At 68.5% G+C, this 13,215-nt stretch carries 18 protein-coding genes, 1 tRNA gene and 1 pseudogene; 7 read left to right on the forward strand and 13 right to left on the reverse strand.

Annotated features, from left to right (window positions below; translation table 11 throughout):
- Window positions 1-61: 61 nt before the first annotated feature.
- From V7Q39_RS06355 to V7Q39_RS06375, 5 genes are read left to right on the forward strand one after another with little or no spacing between them, the layout of a single operon-like run.
- Window positions 62-1,054, forward strand: a complete 993-nt coding sequence (locus V7Q39_RS06355) for an SPOR domain-containing protein (RefSeq protein ID WP_333815720.1) — start codon at window positions 62-64, stop codon at window positions 1,052-1,054.
- Window positions 1,051-2,046: a glycoside hydrolase family 3 protein gene (locus tag V7Q39_RS06360; RefSeq protein ID WP_333815721.1), complete on the forward strand. Its 996-nt coding sequence runs from the start codon at window positions 1,051-1,053 to the stop codon at window positions 2,044-2,046. Before V7Q39_RS06355 ends, V7Q39_RS06360 begins: the two co-directional genes overlap by 4 nt.
- Window positions 2,039-2,827 carry a segregation and condensation protein A gene (locus V7Q39_RS06365; protein WP_333815722.1) on the forward strand — a complete coding sequence of 263 codons (789 nt, stop codon included), beginning with the start codon at window positions 2,039-2,041 and terminating at the stop codon, window positions 2,825-2,827. Before V7Q39_RS06360 ends, V7Q39_RS06365 begins: the two co-directional genes overlap by 8 nt.
- Window positions 2,827-3,465, forward strand: coding sequence for an SMC-Scp complex subunit ScpB (gene scpB / locus V7Q39_RS06370; protein WP_333815723.1), 639 nt, complete (start codon window positions 2,827-2,829; stop codon window positions 3,463-3,465). Before V7Q39_RS06365 ends, scpB begins: the two co-directional genes overlap by 1 nt.
- A 10-nt stretch (window positions 3,466-3,475) precedes the next feature.
- Window positions 3,476-3,676, forward strand: a complete 201-nt coding sequence (locus tag V7Q39_RS06375) for a hypothetical protein (protein ID WP_333815724.1) — start codon at window positions 3,476-3,478, stop codon at window positions 3,674-3,676.
- On the opposite strand, the gene V7Q39_RS06380 is transcribed toward V7Q39_RS06375, so the two are convergent.
- The 9 genes from V7Q39_RS06380 to V7Q39_RS06420 all read right to left on the reverse strand — a co-directional run bounded on the left by V7Q39_RS06380 (window position 3,654) and on the right by V7Q39_RS06420 (window position 9,587).
- On the reverse strand, window positions 3,654-4,115 hold the full coding sequence (locus V7Q39_RS06380) for a hypothetical protein (RefSeq protein ID WP_333815725.1): 462 nt from the start codon (window positions 4,113-4,115) through the stop codon (window positions 3,654-3,656). The genes V7Q39_RS06375 and V7Q39_RS06380 overlap by 23 nt on opposite strands.
- A gap of 66 nt (window positions 4,116-4,181) precedes the next feature.
- Window positions 4,182-5,261 carry a 2'-deoxycytidine 5'-triphosphate deaminase gene (locus V7Q39_RS06385; RefSeq protein ID WP_333815726.1) on the reverse strand — a complete coding sequence of 360 codons (1,080 nt, stop codon included), beginning with the start codon at window positions 5,259-5,261 and terminating at the stop codon, window positions 4,182-4,184.
- A gap of 67 nt (window positions 5,262-5,328) precedes the next feature.
- Window positions 5,329-5,406 (reverse strand) — tRNA-Pro (locus V7Q39_RS06390).
- Window positions 5,407-5,466: 60 nt separating this feature from the next.
- A complete protein-coding gene (locus V7Q39_RS06395; protein ID WP_333815727.1) occupies window positions 5,467-6,108 on the reverse strand; it encodes a MerR family transcriptional regulator in 642 nt (213 codons plus the stop codon).
- Between the two features lie 9 nt (window positions 6,109-6,117).
- Complete coding sequence (gene ihfA / locus V7Q39_RS06400) at window positions 6,118-6,432, reverse strand: integration host factor subunit alpha (protein WP_294983260.1); 315 nt, start codon at window positions 6,430-6,432, stop codon at window positions 6,118-6,120.
- Window positions 6,433-6,511: 79 nt separating this feature from the next.
- Window positions 6,512-7,480 carry a beta-ketoacyl-ACP synthase III gene (locus tag V7Q39_RS06405; protein WP_333815728.1) on the reverse strand — a complete coding sequence of 323 codons (969 nt, stop codon included), beginning with the start codon at window positions 7,478-7,480 and terminating at the stop codon, window positions 6,512-6,514.
- Entirely contained in the window at window positions 7,477-8,598 is a 1,122-nt protein-coding gene (gene plsX / locus V7Q39_RS06410; RefSeq protein ID WP_333815729.1) for a phosphate acyltransferase PlsX, read from the reverse strand. The genes V7Q39_RS06405 and plsX overlap by 4 nt, the downstream gene beginning before the upstream one ends.
- A gap of 23 nt (window positions 8,599-8,621) precedes the next feature.
- On the reverse strand, window positions 8,622-8,828 hold the full coding sequence (gene rpmF / locus V7Q39_RS06415; RefSeq protein ID WP_294983202.1) for a 50S ribosomal protein L32: 207 nt from the start codon (window positions 8,826-8,828) through the stop codon (window positions 8,622-8,624).
- Between the two features lie 183 nt (window positions 8,829-9,011).
- Window positions 9,012-9,587, reverse strand: a complete 576-nt coding sequence (locus V7Q39_RS06420; RefSeq protein WP_333815730.1) for a YceD family protein — start codon at window positions 9,585-9,587, stop codon at window positions 9,012-9,014.
- A 116-nt stretch (window positions 9,588-9,703) separates the two neighbouring features.
- On the opposite strand from V7Q39_RS06420, the gene V7Q39_RS06425 reads away from it, so the two are divergent.
- Window positions 9,704-10,228 (forward strand): outer membrane protein assembly factor BamE, encoded by a 525-nt coding sequence (locus tag V7Q39_RS06425; RefSeq protein ID WP_443082493.1) that lies wholly within the window; start codon window positions 9,704-9,706, stop codon window positions 10,226-10,228.
- Window positions 10,229-10,231: 3 nt separating this feature from the next.
- On the opposite strand, the gene msrB is transcribed toward V7Q39_RS06425, so the two are convergent.
- Window positions 10,232-10,627, reverse strand: coding sequence for a peptide-methionine (R)-S-oxide reductase MsrB (msrB, locus tag V7Q39_RS06430; protein WP_333815731.1), 396 nt, complete (start codon window positions 10,625-10,627; stop codon window positions 10,232-10,234).
- A gap of 83 nt (window positions 10,628-10,710) precedes the next feature.
- Between msrB and V7Q39_RS06435 the strand changes: the two genes are divergently transcribed.
- Window positions 10,711-11,412: a GNAT family N-acyltransferase gene (locus V7Q39_RS06435; protein WP_333815732.1), complete on the forward strand. Its 702-nt coding sequence runs from the start codon at window positions 10,711-10,713 to the stop codon at window positions 11,410-11,412.
- Window positions 11,413-11,523: 111 nt separating this feature from the next.
- On the opposite strand, the gene V7Q39_RS06440 is transcribed toward V7Q39_RS06435, so the two are convergent.
- The 3 genes and pseudogenes from V7Q39_RS06440 to V7Q39_RS06450 form a co-directional block, all read right to left on the reverse strand.
- Complete coding sequence (locus tag V7Q39_RS06440) at window positions 11,524-12,063, reverse strand: eCIS core domain-containing protein (protein WP_333815733.1); 540 nt, start codon at window positions 12,061-12,063, stop codon at window positions 11,524-11,526.
- A gap of 151 nt (window positions 12,064-12,214) precedes the next feature.
- Window positions 12,215-12,745 carry a dihydrofolate reductase family protein gene (locus V7Q39_RS06445; RefSeq protein WP_333815734.1) on the reverse strand — a complete coding sequence of 177 codons (531 nt, stop codon included), beginning with the start codon at window positions 12,743-12,745 and terminating at the stop codon, window positions 12,215-12,217.
- 279 nt (window positions 12,746-13,024) lie between these two features.
- Window positions 13,025-13,215 (reverse strand): annotated as a pseudogene (locus V7Q39_RS06450) (methyltetrahydrofolate cobalamin methyltransferase); the annotation flags it as partial.

Raw genomic sequence — 13,215 nt, forward strand, 5'->3', positions numbered from 1 at the left:
CGCCGGGGACAAGGCGTGAATGCGAGGGGCGGATCAACCACCCCGCAGGCAGGGGCAGCAGATGGCGGACGCAGATTATGACTTCGGCGGCGGCTTCTCGTCCGAGAGGCAGGCCCCGCGACAGGGCGCCCGGGATGCTGCGGCTGCAGACAAGCTGCAACGGAAGATCAATCTTGCGGGGGGCCTGACCTCGCTGGTGCTGGTGCTGGGTCTGGGCTTTTGGGGCTACAAGCTGGCGGTGCGCGACGTGAACGGCGTGCCGGTGATCCAGGCGATGGAAGGGCCGATGCGGATTTCGCCCACCGATCCGGGGGGCGAGGTCGCTGACAACCAAGGCCTTGCCGTCAACACCGTGGCTGCCGTCGGCATTGCCGCCCCACCTCCGGAAAAGCTGTTGCTGGCCCCGCGCCCGGTGGAGCTTGCGCCCGAGGATACTGCGGGTCTGGGCGGCGATCCGATGCCGGAACTGTCCGAGGCCTCGGCCCCGGCAACCGCGTTGACGGCGGATGCCGATCTGGCGCTGGCGGCGGCCCCGCCGACCGAAAGCGCGAACCCGACCGAGATTGCCGTGGATGCGGCTTTGGCCGAGGCGCTGGGGGAAATTCCGGGCGATGCGGCGGTCGTGGACGACGTGACCCTGGCGGAAGAGATGGCCGAGCCCGCGCCCGAAGGGGCGATCACCGTCTCGCCGCGGCCCAGGGCCCGGCCCGGCGCGCGGGCGGCGGTCGCGGCTGCTCCGGCGGCGACGGCGGCGACGGTGGCGCAGGCCGCGATGAACGAGGTCGATCCGGCGACGATCGCCCCCGGCACAAGGCTGGTGCAGTTCGGCACCTTCGACACGGCAGAGGAGGCGCGGGCCGAATGGGTGCGCCTGCAGGGCCGCTTCGGCGAGCTGATGGCGGGGAAGGCGATGGTGGTGCAACCGGCGGAGAGCGGCGGGCGCACCTTCTATCGGCTGCGGGCGCATGGCTTCGAGGGCGAGGATGACGCGCGGCGCTTCTGTTCTGCCTTTGTCAGCGAGAATGCGGTCTGCATTCCGGTGCCGCAGAAATGACGGTGGGCCGTGGCGCCGTGATCTTCGGCTGCGCCGGGCCGGACCTTCTGCCCGAGGAGCGCGCTTTCTATCGCGAGGCCGACCCGTTCGGCTTCATCGTCTTCGCCCGCAACATCGAGACCCCGGGCCAGCTGCGGCGCCTGACCGCCGACCTGCGCGAGGCGGTGGGCCGGGATGCGCCGGTGCTGGTCGATCAGGAGGGCGGGCGGGTGCAGCGGCTGCGCAGCCCCCATTGGCGGGAATGGACGCCGCCCTTGGATACGGTGGACGGGGCCGGATCGCTGGAGGCGGCGGAGCGGGTGATGCGGCTGCGGTCCACGGTAATGGCGGCGGAACTGGCGGCGGTGGGGATCGACGCCGACTGCATCCCGACGCTGGACGTGGTGCGGCCCGAGACGCATCCCTTCCTGATGAACCGCTGCTATGGCCGCGACCCGGAGACCGTGGCGCGGATCGGGCGCGCGGTGGCCGAGGGGCTGATGGCCGGCGGGGTGCTGCCGGTGATGAAGCATATGCCGGGGCACGGGCTTTCCCATGTGGATACGCATCACGACCTGCCGACGGTAGAAGCCTCGCATGAGGAGCTGGCGGCGGTGGATTTCGCGCCGTTCCGGGCGCTGGCCGACCTGCCGATGGCGATGACGGCGCATCTGGTCTTTGCGGCGCTTGATCCTGACCGGCCCGCCACGCAATCGCCCAGGATGATCCGGGTGATCCGCGAGGAGATCGGATTCAAGGGCCTGCTCATGTCGGATGACCTGAACATGCAGGCCTTGTCGGGAACCCTGGCCGAACGCACCGCGCGGACGATCGCGGCGGGAGTGGATGTGGCGCTGCACTGCAAGGGCGACATGGCCGAGATGGTCGAGGTCGCGGGTGCGGCCGGGGCGATGGGCCCCGAGGCGCTGGCAAGGGCCGAGGCGGCGGTGGCGGCGCGACGGTCGGCGACGGCGGATGTCGAGGCGGCGCTGGCAGAGCTGGCGCATGGCTGAGGAAGACTGGGAGCAGCCCGAACGCATCTCGCCCGAGGATCGGCTGGCCGCCGAGGCGCTGATCGTCGATGTCGACGGGTTCGAGGGGCCGCTGGATCTGCTGCTCACGCTGTCCCGCACGCAGAAGGTCGACCTGCGGAAGATTTCCGTCCTGAAGCTGGCCGAGCAATATCTGGGCTTCGTCGAAAGGGCGCGGACGCTGCGGATCGAGCTGGCGGCGGATTATCTGGTGATGGCGGCCTGGCTTGCCTTCCTGAAATCGCGGCTGCTGTTGCCGCCGGAACCGGGCGACGAAGGGCCAAGCGCCGAGGACCTGGCGGCGCATCTGGCCTTCCAGCTGGAGCGCTTGCAGGCGATGCGCGATGCCGCCGCCCGGCTGATGGGACGCGACCAGCTGGGGCGGGATTTCTTCGCCCGCGGGGTGCCGGAAGACCTGACCCATCACCGCAAGGTCAGCTATACCGCCACGCTTCTGGACCTGATGCGCGCCTATGCGCAGATCCGCACCAAGGACGAGTTCCGGCCCTTTGTCCTGGACCGCGAACATGTCTACACGATGGAGCAGGCGCTGGAGCGGATGCGCGGGCTGATCGGCTATGTGGGCGACTGGGCGACGCTGGTAAGCTTCCTGCCCGAGGGCTGGGATGCGACGCCGATGGCGCGGCGGTCGTCACTGGCGGCGCATTTCGCGGCGGTGCTGGAGATGGCGAAGCGCGGGCAGGTGGTGCTGCGGCAGGGCGAGACCTTTGCCCCCATCGAATTGCGCCGGAAGGAGGGGTGATGCCCCAGGACGAGGAAAACAGCCTGTTCGACGCCCCGCCGATGGGCGAGCAGGAGCGGATGGTGGAGGCGATCCTGTTCGCCTCGGCGGAAGCCGTGACGCTGGCGGAACTGGAAGCGCGGATGCCGCATGGCGCGGACCCGGCCGAGGCGCTGGTGCATCTGAAGCGGCGGTACGAGGGGCGGGGGGTGAACCTGGTGCGCGTGGGCGACGCCTATGCCTTCCGCACCGCCGCCGACCTGGGGTTCCTGATGCGGCGCGAGACGGTGGAGGTCCGCAAGCTTTCCCGCGCGGCGATCGAGACCTTGGCGATCGTGGCCTACCACCAGCCGGTGACGCGGGCGGAGATCGAGGAAATCCGGGGGGTTGCGGTCAGCCGGGGGACGGTGGACCAGCTGATGGAGCTGGAATGGATAAGGCTGGGGCGGCGGCGGATGACGCCGGGCAGGCCGGTGACCTTCGTGGTGACGGAGACCTTCCTCGACCATTTCGGGCTGGAATCGGCGCGCGACCTGCCGGGGCTGAAGGAGCTGCGGGCGGCGGGGCTTCTGGATTCGCGGCCGCTGCCGGGGCAGGCTGCGGCGGGGGACGAGGACGAGGAAGCCCTGGCGGGGCAGAGCGAGTTGTTCGAGGACTGAGGAGGCAGGGATGAACCTGAACGGCCTTTTCAACATGCTGGCGCGGATGCTTGTGCGCAGCGCCATGGATGCAGGCCTGAACTATGCCACGCGACGCGGCAAGCCCGAGGCGGAGATGACGCCGGAAGAGCGCGAGCAGGCGAGGAAGGCGCGGGACCTTGCCGCGCGGGCCAAGCAGGTGCAGAAGCTCACTCGGCGGCTCTGGCGGTAAGGCCGCAGGGGCGGTCGAGGCCGAGCGAGGCGAGCGTCTGCGACAGCGGGCGGGGCAGGGCGAGGCCGGGCTGGATGTAGAGGCCGGTCTTGAGGCGGTCATCGAGCCGCGTCATCCAAGTCACCGACAGGAAGGGGGCGGGGGGCTGGCGGGAGAGATAGGGGTCGACCGAACCCAGCTCGCCGCCGACGAAGGCTTGCAGGCTGGTCGTGAGCGCCTCGACTTCGGGTTGTGAGGCCCGCCAGCGCATCGGCTTCGGCCCGGGCATTCCGGCGCCGGTGACCTGGACCAGGCTGATCCAGCCGTCCGACAGGGCGAAGGTGCAGGAAACGGCATGGTCGGGCGAGGCGTCGGGCCAGACCTCGAAGGTCAGGCGGTTGGCATGGGCGGGCAGGGCCGCTGTCAGCACGGCAAGGCCGAGAGCCAGTCCTCCTGCCAAGCGAGCCCGCATCGACACCCTCCACGGGGTCTGCGTCATTCAGGGCAGCCTAGCACGAAACGCGCGTCAGGCCGACCGGAATTGCTTGGCGAGCTTCAGCCCCTGGCCCTGGTAGTTCGAAGCGATCCCCGCGCCGTAGAGGGTTTCGGGGCGTTCGGACATGCGCTCATAGACCAGGCGGCCCACAACCTGACCATGTTCCAGCACGAAGGGGGCTTCATGGCAGCGAACTTCCAGCACTCCGCGCGACCCGGTGCCCCCGGCGGCGGCATGGCCAAAGCCGGGATCGAAGAAGCCCGCGTAATGGACACGGAATTCGCCGACCATGGCGAGGTAGGGCGCCATCTCGGCGGCATAGTCGGGGGGGATCGTCACCGCCTCGCGGCTGACGAGGATGTAGAAGGCGCCGGGGTCGAGGATTATGCGGCCGTCGGTGGCGTGCAGTTCCTCCCAGAAGTCGGAGGTGGGGTAGTGGCCGATCCTGTCCAGATCGACGACCCCGGTATGCGGCTTGGCGCGATAGCCGACGAGGGTGCCGGCAGCAGGCTTCAGGTCGACGGAAAAGCCGAGGCCTTCCGAGATCACCGCCTCGCCCGAGACCAGCGGGTCCGCGGCGTGGAGGGCGGTCAATTCTGCGTCGGAAAGGACCGCCTGACCGCGCCGGAAGCGGATCTGGTTCAGGCGCTGGCCCTCGCGGACGAGGACCGAGAAGCTGCGCGGGCAGACCTCGGCGTAGAGTGGGCCGGTGTAACCTTCGGGGATGCGGTCGAATTCGGCACCGCCGTCGGTGATGGTGCGGGTCAGCAGGTCGAGGCGGCCGGAGGAGCTTTTGGCGTTCGCCACAGCGGTCACGCCTTGCGGAAGCGCCAGCCGTTCGGCCAGCGGGATCACGTAGACGCAGTTCTTCTCCAGCACCGCGCCTTCGGCCAGGTTCACCTTGTGCATGGTGAATTCGTCCAGCCGTTCCTGCACGCTGCGGCCATGCCCGGCCAGGAACGAGGCCCGGACCCGGTAGGCCACGGGGCCGAGCCGCAGGTCGAGGCTGGCGGGCTGGATCTGGTCGTCCCGGATCGCGGGGGAGGCGGCAAGCGCGCCCTCGGCGATCAGCTGGCGCAGGGCCTGCGCGGGCAACACTCCGGATGTCATCGCGTCTCCCCGCAGGCCAGATGTGAAACCGCCCGCGCTGCCGGATGGCAGGCGGGCGGGTTTTCGATGGTCGGGCCGGAGAGATTCGAACTCTCGACCTCCCGCCCCCCAGACGGACGCGCTAACCAGGCTGCGCTACGGCCCGACACGGGGCGATACATAGCGATATTCCGGGCCGGGGCAAGCAGGAAAGCGCATGGATGCGTCAGCCGATGCCGCCTTCGGCCCGCGCGGCCATCTGCGCCCGCAAAGCGGCCAGCCGTCGGGCGATTTCGGCCAGCTCTCGCCGGTTCCCCGACGCCGAATTGCGCGGCAAAGCCCTGACCAGACTGGCAAAAGTGGTATCGGTGCGCAGGGTGGGCTTCTTCGGCGGCGCGGTGCGGGCCAAGGCGGGGGGCGCGTCGAAGGGTTGGTCGAAGAGCGGCAGCCCGCTTTGTTCGACCGGCACCCGGGCTGGCCGGGAGGGCGGGGCTGGGGCCTCCTCGGGGTCGGGGTCGTCGATGGCGACGAAGCCGGCTTCGGGAACCTCGGCCTCCAGCGCTTCGGGCGGGGTGATCAGGTCGTCGAGGCTGACCGAATCGTCCGTAAGCCCGGCGACATGGCGTACGCCCTGGTCGCGCAGGATCTTCTGGACGCCGCGGATCGTCAGCCCTTCGTCATGCAGAAGCCGCTTGATCCCGGTCAAGAGCGCCACGTCCGAGGGGCGATAGTAGCGCCGCCCTCCGGCCCGTTTCACCGGCTTGATCTGCGGAAAGCGGCTTTCCCAGAAGCGCAGCACATGTGCCGGGGTGGCAAGCGACTCGGCAACCTCGCTGATGGTGCGGAAGGCGTCGGGCGACTTGTCCATCCGCCGTCCTTAGCGCTTCTTCCCGGCGGCCACGCGATCCTTCATCAGATGCGAGGGGCGGAAGGTCAGGACACGGCGGGGCGAGATCGGCACTTCCTCGCCCGTCTTCGGGTTGCGGCCGACCCGGGCCGTCTTGGCGCGGACCGAAAAGGTGCCGAAGGAGGAAATCTTCACCGTCTCGCCCGAGGCGAGCGCATCGGACATATGTTGCAGGACCGCTTCGACGAGATTGGCAGATTCGTTGCGGCTGAGGCCCACTTCGCGAAACACGGCTTCGGAAAGGTCCATCCGGGTCAGGGTCTTCTCGCTCATCTCGTCCCCCACGAGTTTGTTGTGGCGCGAGGATGGGCCGGATGGATTTACGAGTCAATATCAAGCACTTGGGAAGCGCCGTTAAAGGCGATTACCAGCGCAGGACGACCGAGCCCCAGGCAAGGCCGCCGCCGATGGCCTCGGTCACCACCAGATCGCCCGGCTTGATCTGCCCGCGCGCCTTGCCGACCGACAGCGCCAGCGGGATCGAGGCGGCGGAGGTGTTGCCGTGATCCTGCACGGTGACGACCACGCGATCCATCGGGACCTGCATCCGTTTCGCGGTGCCCTCGATGATGCGGATATTGGCCTGGTGCGGGACGATCCAGTCGACATCTTCCGCGGTCAGCCCGGCCTTGTCCAGCGAGTGGTGCGCTGTTTCTGCAAGCTTTTCAATGGCATGGCGGAAGACTTCCTTGCCTTCCATCACCAGGTGCCCGGTCGTCCCGGTCGAGGTGCCGCCGTCGACATAGAGGATGTCCTTGTAGCGCCCGTCGGAATTGAGGTCGGTCGCAAGGATGCCGCGGTCGGCGTTGGTGCCCTGACCTTCGACCGCCTCCAGCACCACGGCCCCCGCGCCATCGCCGAAGAGCACGCAGGTAGAGCGGTCCTTCCAGTTCATCAGGCGGCTGAAGGTTTCGGCCCCGATCACCAGCACGCGGGCAGCCTGGCCGGAGAGGATCAGCGCATTGGCATTGGCCATGGCGAAGACGAATCCGGCGCAGACCGCCTGGACGTCGAAGGCGAAGCCCTTGGTCACGCCAAGCGCCGCCTGCACCATGGTGGCGACCGACGGGAAGGTGAGATCGGGGGTGGAGGTCGCGACGATGATCGCGTCGACCTGATCGGCGTCGATCCCGGCGTCGGCAAGAGCGGCCCTGGCGGCGCGGGTGGCGAGGTCGCTGGTCAGCTGGCCCTCGGCGGCGAAATGCCGCCGCTCGATGCCGGAGCGGGAGCGGATCCATTCATCCGAAGTGTCGACGATGGCTTCGAATTCGGCGTTGGGGACGACACGGTCGGGCAGATAATGCCCGACGCCCCTGACTGCGGCGCGTATCATGCGGAAGGATTGCCTCCGGTCCCGGCCTCTTCGGCCCCCACTTGCGCATCCTGCCCCGCGGCTTCGGCGGATGCAACCCGCGCTGCGAGCCGTTCCAGGAAACGGACTTGTGCCAGCTGGTAGGCAAGGCCGATGGCGGCGGAGACCCCGGTCGCATCCGCCGAGCCGTGCGATTTGACCACGGTCCCGTTGAGGCCGAGGAAGACCCCGCCGTTCACCCGGCGCGGGTCGATCCTGAGTTGCAGCCGCCGCAGCGCCCCCCGGGCGAGGAGCGCGCCGAGCTTTGCCATCAGCGTCGAGGTCAGGGTCTGGCGGAGGAGATCGCCCACCAGCCGCGCGGTGCCCTCGATGGCCTTCAACGCCACATTGCCGGTGAAGCCGTCGGTCACGATCACGTCAACCCGGTCGGAGAGGATGTCGGTGCCTTCGACGAAGCCCACATAGTCGAAGCTGCCCGCCTCGGCGCTGCGGGAGAGAAGGGTGTTCGCCTCCTGCAATTCGGCCCGGCCCTTGTGCTCTTCGGTGCCGACGTTGAGAAGGCCGACGCGCGGGCGGGAAATCGCGAGGCCGTTCCGCGCATAGGACGCCCCCATGAAGGCGAATTGCAGAAGGTCGGCGGGGTCGGCCTTCACATCGGCGCCCATGTCCAGCATGACGTTCGTCTTGCCGGGGGTGGGGGTCGGAAAGAGGCTGGCGATGGCGGGACGGTTCAGGCCGGGAAGCTTGCGCAGCCGCAGCATCGACACCGCCATCAACGCGCCGGTATTGCCGCAGGAGACCGCTGCCGCAGCCTCGCCGTCCTTCACCGCGTCGATGGTCGCCCACATCGAGGTGCCTTGCCCGTGGCGCATGACCTGGGCGGGCTTGTCCTCCATCTTCACCACCCGGTCGGAGTGGCGGAGGGTCACGCGCGGCGCAAGGTCGGGGTGCCGGGCAAGGAGGGGGCGCAGCGCGGCCTCGTCGCCGTGCAGGATTACGTCCATGCGGGGGTGCCGGGCGAGGGAATCGACGAGGCCGGCAACGACGGCTGCCGGCCCGCGATCGCCACCCATGGCGTCAACTGAAATGACTACGCGCTCGGGAGCCGTGGCAGACGCAGACTCGGGTCCGGTGGCCATGGGTCAATCGCGCGGGGCGTGGCTTACGCCGCGTCCTCGTCGATGTCGACTTCGCGCGCCATCGAGACGACTTCGCGCGAATCGTAGTGGCCGCAGGCGCTGCACACATGGTGCGGACGCTTCAGCTCGCCACAGTTCGGGCAGTCGTTCGGGTTGGCGGCAACCAGCGCGTCATGCGCGCGGCGCATGTTGCGGCGGGATTTCGTGGTGCGGTTCTGCGGGACAGCCATGTCTCAACCTCGGGCAGTGGGGACATGCGCCCCGGATTTCCTTTGCGATCAAGCGCGATCCTGCCGGATTCGGCAGCAGGAAACGGATGCTGTTTCGCAGCTTGAATGAGGCGCGGAACATACTCGGATTTCCGGTCGGCGCAACCCCCTTTTCGCAGGCGCGAGACGGGCATGAGCGGGAGGTCACTCGTCCCCTTCCGGTCCCGGTTCCTCCTTGGCGGCAAGCTTCGCCGCGAGGCCCTGCAGCCCAGCGAAGGGCTTCAGATCGGCGTCGGACAGGGGCGTCACGCCCTCGGCCGCGTGAACGGCGTGCGCGAATTCGGCGCCCGGCGCGCGGGGATAAAGCGGCAGGGCCAGGGCCAGCGCCTCGGCGGCGACTTCGGCAAGATCGATCAGCTCGGGCATCGGCTCGACGCTGTCGTCCTCGGGCATCTCCACCTCGTCGCCTTCGGGCGTCTCCAGTCCCGCGACATACCGGCGGCGGACGGTTTCGCTGACGGTGGCGGGGACCGGAGCCAGCGTGATGCTGCAGGCCTGATCCGCGGCGGCGGTCAAGGTCGCCTCCAGCACCAGCTCGTCGCGACCTGCGGGACGGATTTCGCCGGTCAGGTCCAGCCGGTGCAGGGAGATCAACCCAAGGTCCTGGGCCAGGGTCGCGCGTTCCCCGGCATCGGGCCGGTAGCTGAACCGCGTCGGCTTGCGCGGGCTGAGGCCGCCGGTGCGGAAACGGGTCGGGCGGGGATTGGCTGGGTCGGTCATCACTGGCTTTCCGGGAATACGCCGTCGCGGTCGGGGTGCGGCGTTCCATTCTTGTGCAAGGGGCTGATCATCTGTTATCCCGATTGCCAAGGGTTTTGAAGAACCCGCTTCGGCAGATGACGCATCAGCAGCGGGACGTGAGGGCAGGCATGGCAGATTTCCGGGTGTCGCGGTCGGTCCTGGCGGCCTGTCAGGCATCGCGCAGGCGCGGCCTGATGCTGGTTCTGGTGGCCGGGCTGGCGGCCTGTGCGCCGGTCTACCGCAACCATGGCTATGTCCCGACCGAGGACGAGCTGGCGCTGGTCGAGGTCGGCAAGGACACGCGCGACACGGTGGGCCAGAAGATCGGCCGACCCTCGACCTCGGGCCTCTTGAACGACGAGGGCTGGTTCTACGTGCAGAGCCGCTACAAGCATTTCGGCCCGCGCGCCCCGCAAGAGATCGACCGGCAGGTGCTGGCCGTGACCTTCAACGAGAAGGGCACCGTCGAGAACATCGCCCGCTTCGGGCTGGCGGACGGCCGCGTGGTCGAAATCTCGCGCCGGGTGACCGAGACCAATGTGAAGGGCATGTCGTTCATCCAGCAGATTCTGGGCAACTTCGGCCGGGTGGACGCGGCCAGCATGCTGGGCCGGAACTGACGGTCAGTCCTTCGGGTCGAAGGTCAGCGCGACACCGTTGATGCAGTAGCGCAGGCCGCCGCGATCCCGCGGGCCGTCGGGAAAGACATGGCCCAGATGCGCGGCGCAGCGTGGGCAGTGTACCTCGGTGCGCAGCATGAAATGGCTGCGGTCCTCGGATTCCTCCACCGCTTCGGGCGAGACGGGCGCGGTGAAACTGGGCCAGCCGCAGCCCGACTCGAACTTGTCCTCCTGGTCGAAGAGCGGCGCGCCGCAGCAGACGCAGTGGAATGTGCCTGCTTCCTTGGGGAAGCCGGGATGCGAGAAGGCGCGTTCCGTCCCGTGCTGGCGTGTCACCCGGTAGGCGGCTTCGTCCAGTTCGGCGCGCCATTCCGCATCGGTCTTCTCGATCTTGTCCATGCTGCGTCCCCTGTTCGGATATGCGATAGATAGGGCGTCACGGCGCGGGGGAAAAGGGCGTGGATCCACTGGGGAAAGGCGGAATGGTGGCGCGGCTCGCCGAGGGGGCGGCGGACATGGGCCGGGTCATGGCCTTCCGCCGCGCGGCCTTCCCCCGGGCGGCAGGGGAGGAAGAGGATGCGCAGGACGCGCTGTCGGCGCATGTGATGGTCGAGGGGCCAGAGGGGATGCTGGCCTATTTCCGCGTGATGCTGTTCGGCTGGGGGGCAGGGCTGGCGCAAGGCTATGCGGCGCGGTTCTACGATGTCGGGCCGCTTTCGGGCTATGCGAAGCCGGTTGCCGAGATGGGACGGTTCTGCGTGGCCTCCGGAGGGGTGCATCCCGACGTGCTGCGGCTGGCCTGGGGGGCGATGACCCGGATGGTCGACGAGGGGCAGGCGGGGCTGATCCTGGGGTGCTCCAGCTTCCGGGGGGCCGAATGGAGGCTTCACCGGGCGGCGCTGGCGCTGCTGGCGGAGGGGTTCATCGGGCCTGCGGACCACCTGCCGGGCCGGAAGGCGGCGGAGGTGGTGGACTATCCGGGACTGGCGGGGCCGGTGGTGGACCGGAGGGCTGGGCTGGCAGGGCTGCCGCCCTTGCTGCGGACCTATCTGGGAATGGGGGGCTGGGTCTCGGATCACGCGGTGGCGGACCGGGAACTGGACACCCTCCATGTCTTCACCTGCGTCGAGGTGGACCGAATTCCCGCGGCCCGGGCGGCGAGCTTGCGGGCGGTGGCGGGGTAGCTGCCCACGCGCGGGCAGATTTTCGAGGGAAGGAATTCAAGGGGTTGGGCGCGGGCGTTAGGGTGGTGTTAAGGATTGGGTTCGGGAAGATGGTGCGTGAAATCCAGCACCCTATCCCCCGCCATATATCGCCTTGATCTCGGCGCCGATGGCATAGGCCTCGGCTTCCACCGCCGTGTGGTCGCGGACGTAGCGCCGGGAGAACTCCATCAGGCCCCAGCGGCGGAACTGTTCGACATGCTTCACCTCATGGCCCCAGAGCGCGATGTTGGTCCGGGCGTCCTTGGCGTCATGGAAGATGATCGTGTCGATGGCGGTGACGGCGGTCGCGTCGCTGTAGCGCATGGCGAGGGACTGGACGGTGGCCTCCTCGGCCACGCCGACGCGATATTCGATGCTGTCGAGAAGATCGGCGGGATACCAGGCAAGAAGGGCTTCGCGGATGTTCGGGGGTATCGGTTCGGTGCCCTGCTCCCAGGCGGCGTCACGCGATGCGACAAGCGCATTGGCAAGCGCGGTCGCGGCGATGTCGATCCCGGTCTCCAGCGCGGCGTTGGGGTCGAAAAGGCCTTGCGCCCATGGGGCCTTCGCGGGGAGGGCCGCGAGGCAAAGGAGAGCGGCAAGCGTCAGGGGGGCAGGTCTGCAGCGCATGGGCGAAGGGTGCCAAGGATGGCAGCGGGGATCAACCGGGCTGGGGGAGGGGTGACGGAAAGGTGAGGGGCGCGCGGGGGGCGGTCGCCATGATGGAACGCGTGCCGCGGGAGTATATGGGCAAATATGAAGGGCCGGGCGGCTTGACCGGTCACGCCACGGTATAGGTCAGGCGGATCGCCTTTGCCCCGATCCTGTCGCTGCCCGAAAGCTGCATCGGCGGGCGGGGGCCGGCGAAGAAGGGCTTGCCCGCGCCCAGGGCGACGGGGAGGAGGACGAGCTGGTATTCGTCCATCAGCCCCCAGTCGGACAGGCTTTGCATGAGGATCGTGCCCGAGACATCGACCTGACCCGGAAGGCGGTCTTTCAGGCGGCGCACCGCCGCCTCGATGTCGGAGGAGATCAGCGTGGCGTTCGGCCCGACCTCGGTCAGGGTCTGCGAGACGACCCATTTCTTCTGCGCCCGCCAGGCTTGGGCGAATTCGCGCCGGGAGTCGTCCCAGTCCGGCTGGTCGGGGTCCCAGTAGCGCATGAGATCATAGGTCTTGCGGCCGTAGAGGCTGTTCGGGGTCCGCTTCACCGCCAAGGTCCAGTGGCGGAACACGTCGTCATCCGGGACCATCTTGTCATGGTCGACATAGCCGTCGAGCGAAACGTTCATGCTGGATACGAATCGCGCCATGCCTGTCTCCTGCCGCCGCGTGCTGTCCTGCCAGTCTGGTAGTTTTGTGGCGGGGAAACCACCTCGACTTTGCTACCGGTCGGAGAAGGACGATGCACCGACGCGCGGGGCGGGCGGCCACGAAATTGAGCGCGTGCCGCGCGAAGTCCTTTTGTCTCGCGGTTTTGCGTGAAGAACGCAAAACCGCTCGGGGTATGCCTCCGGCGGGGATATTTGGGCAAATGTGAAAGGCAAGGGCAGGGCTGCCCCCGCGGCCTGCGAGAGGGCAGTTGTGCTAGATCAGCCCCGGCCCCGGCGCCCGCCCCGACGCCCGCCCGCGGCCTGAGAGGCGGCGGCGGAGGCTTCGGAGAAGGTCATCCCGCCCTCGACCGCTTCCAGCACCTTGGCGAAGCGGATCCATTCGCCGCCGTTCGCATCGTGGTTCATCAGGAAGTTGGCGGCGCGGATCGCCTCCATCTCCTGCTGGCGGA

The sequence above is a fragment of the Tabrizicola sp. genome (assembly GCF_036781545.1).
GTDB lineage: Bacteria > Pseudomonadota > Alphaproteobacteria > Rhodobacterales > Rhodobacteraceae > Tabrizicola.

Coding starts and splice junctions, on each gene's coding strand:
- rpmF (WP_294983202.1), bottom strand. CDS start 8,828: ATGGCTGTCCCGCAGAACCGCACCACGAAATCCCGCCGCAACATGCGC.
- scpB (WP_333815723.1), top strand. CDS start 2,827: ATGCCCCAGGACGAGGAAAACAGCCTGTTCGACGCCCCGCCGATGGGC.
- V7Q39_RS06355 (WP_333815720.1), top strand. CDS start 62: ATGGCGGACGCAGATTATGACTTCGGCGGCGGCTTCTCGTCCGAGAGG.
- msrB (WP_333815731.1), bottom strand. CDS start 10,627: ATGGACAAGATCGAGAAGACCGATGCGGAATGGCGCGCCGAACTGGAC.
- V7Q39_RS06375 (WP_333815724.1), top strand. CDS start 3,476: ATGAACCTGAACGGCCTTTTCAACATGCTGGCGCGGATGCTTGTGCGC.
- V7Q39_RS06360 (WP_333815721.1), top strand. CDS start 1,051: ATGACGGTGGGCCGTGGCGCCGTGATCTTCGGCTGCGCCGGGCCGGAC.
- V7Q39_RS06420 (WP_333815730.1), bottom strand. CDS start 9,587: ATGACCGACCCAGCCAATCCCCGCCCGACCCGTTTCCGCACCGGCGGC.
- V7Q39_RS06440 (WP_333815733.1), bottom strand. CDS start 12,063: ATGCGCTGCAGACCTGCCCCCCTGACGCTTGCCGCTCTCCTTTGCCTC.
- plsX (WP_333815729.1), bottom strand. CDS start 8,598: ATGGCCACCGGACCCGAGTCTGCGTCTGCCACGGCTCCCGAGCGCGTA.
- V7Q39_RS06435 (WP_333815732.1), top strand. CDS start 10,711: ATGGTGGCGCGGCTCGCCGAGGGGGCGGCGGACATGGGCCGGGTCATG.
- V7Q39_RS06405 (WP_333815728.1), bottom strand. CDS start 7,480: ATGATACGCGCCGCAGTCAGGGGCGTCGGGCATTATCTGCCCGACCGT.
- V7Q39_RS06425 (WP_443082493.1), top strand. CDS start 9,704: ATGACGCATCAGCAGCGGGACGTGAGGGCAGGCATGGCAGATTTCCGG.
- V7Q39_RS06385 (WP_333815726.1), bottom strand. CDS start 5,261: ATGACATCCGGAGTGTTGCCCGCGCAGGCCCTGCGCCAGCTGATCGCC.
- V7Q39_RS06445 (WP_333815734.1), bottom strand. CDS start 12,745: ATGGCGCGATTCGTATCCAGCATGAACGTTTCGCTCGACGGCTATGTC.
- V7Q39_RS06365 (WP_333815722.1), top strand. CDS start 2,039: ATGGCTGAGGAAGACTGGGAGCAGCCCGAACGCATCTCGCCCGAGGAT.
- V7Q39_RS06395 (WP_333815727.1), bottom strand. CDS start 6,108: ATGGACAAGTCGCCCGACGCCTTCCGCACCATCAGCGAGGTTGCCGAG.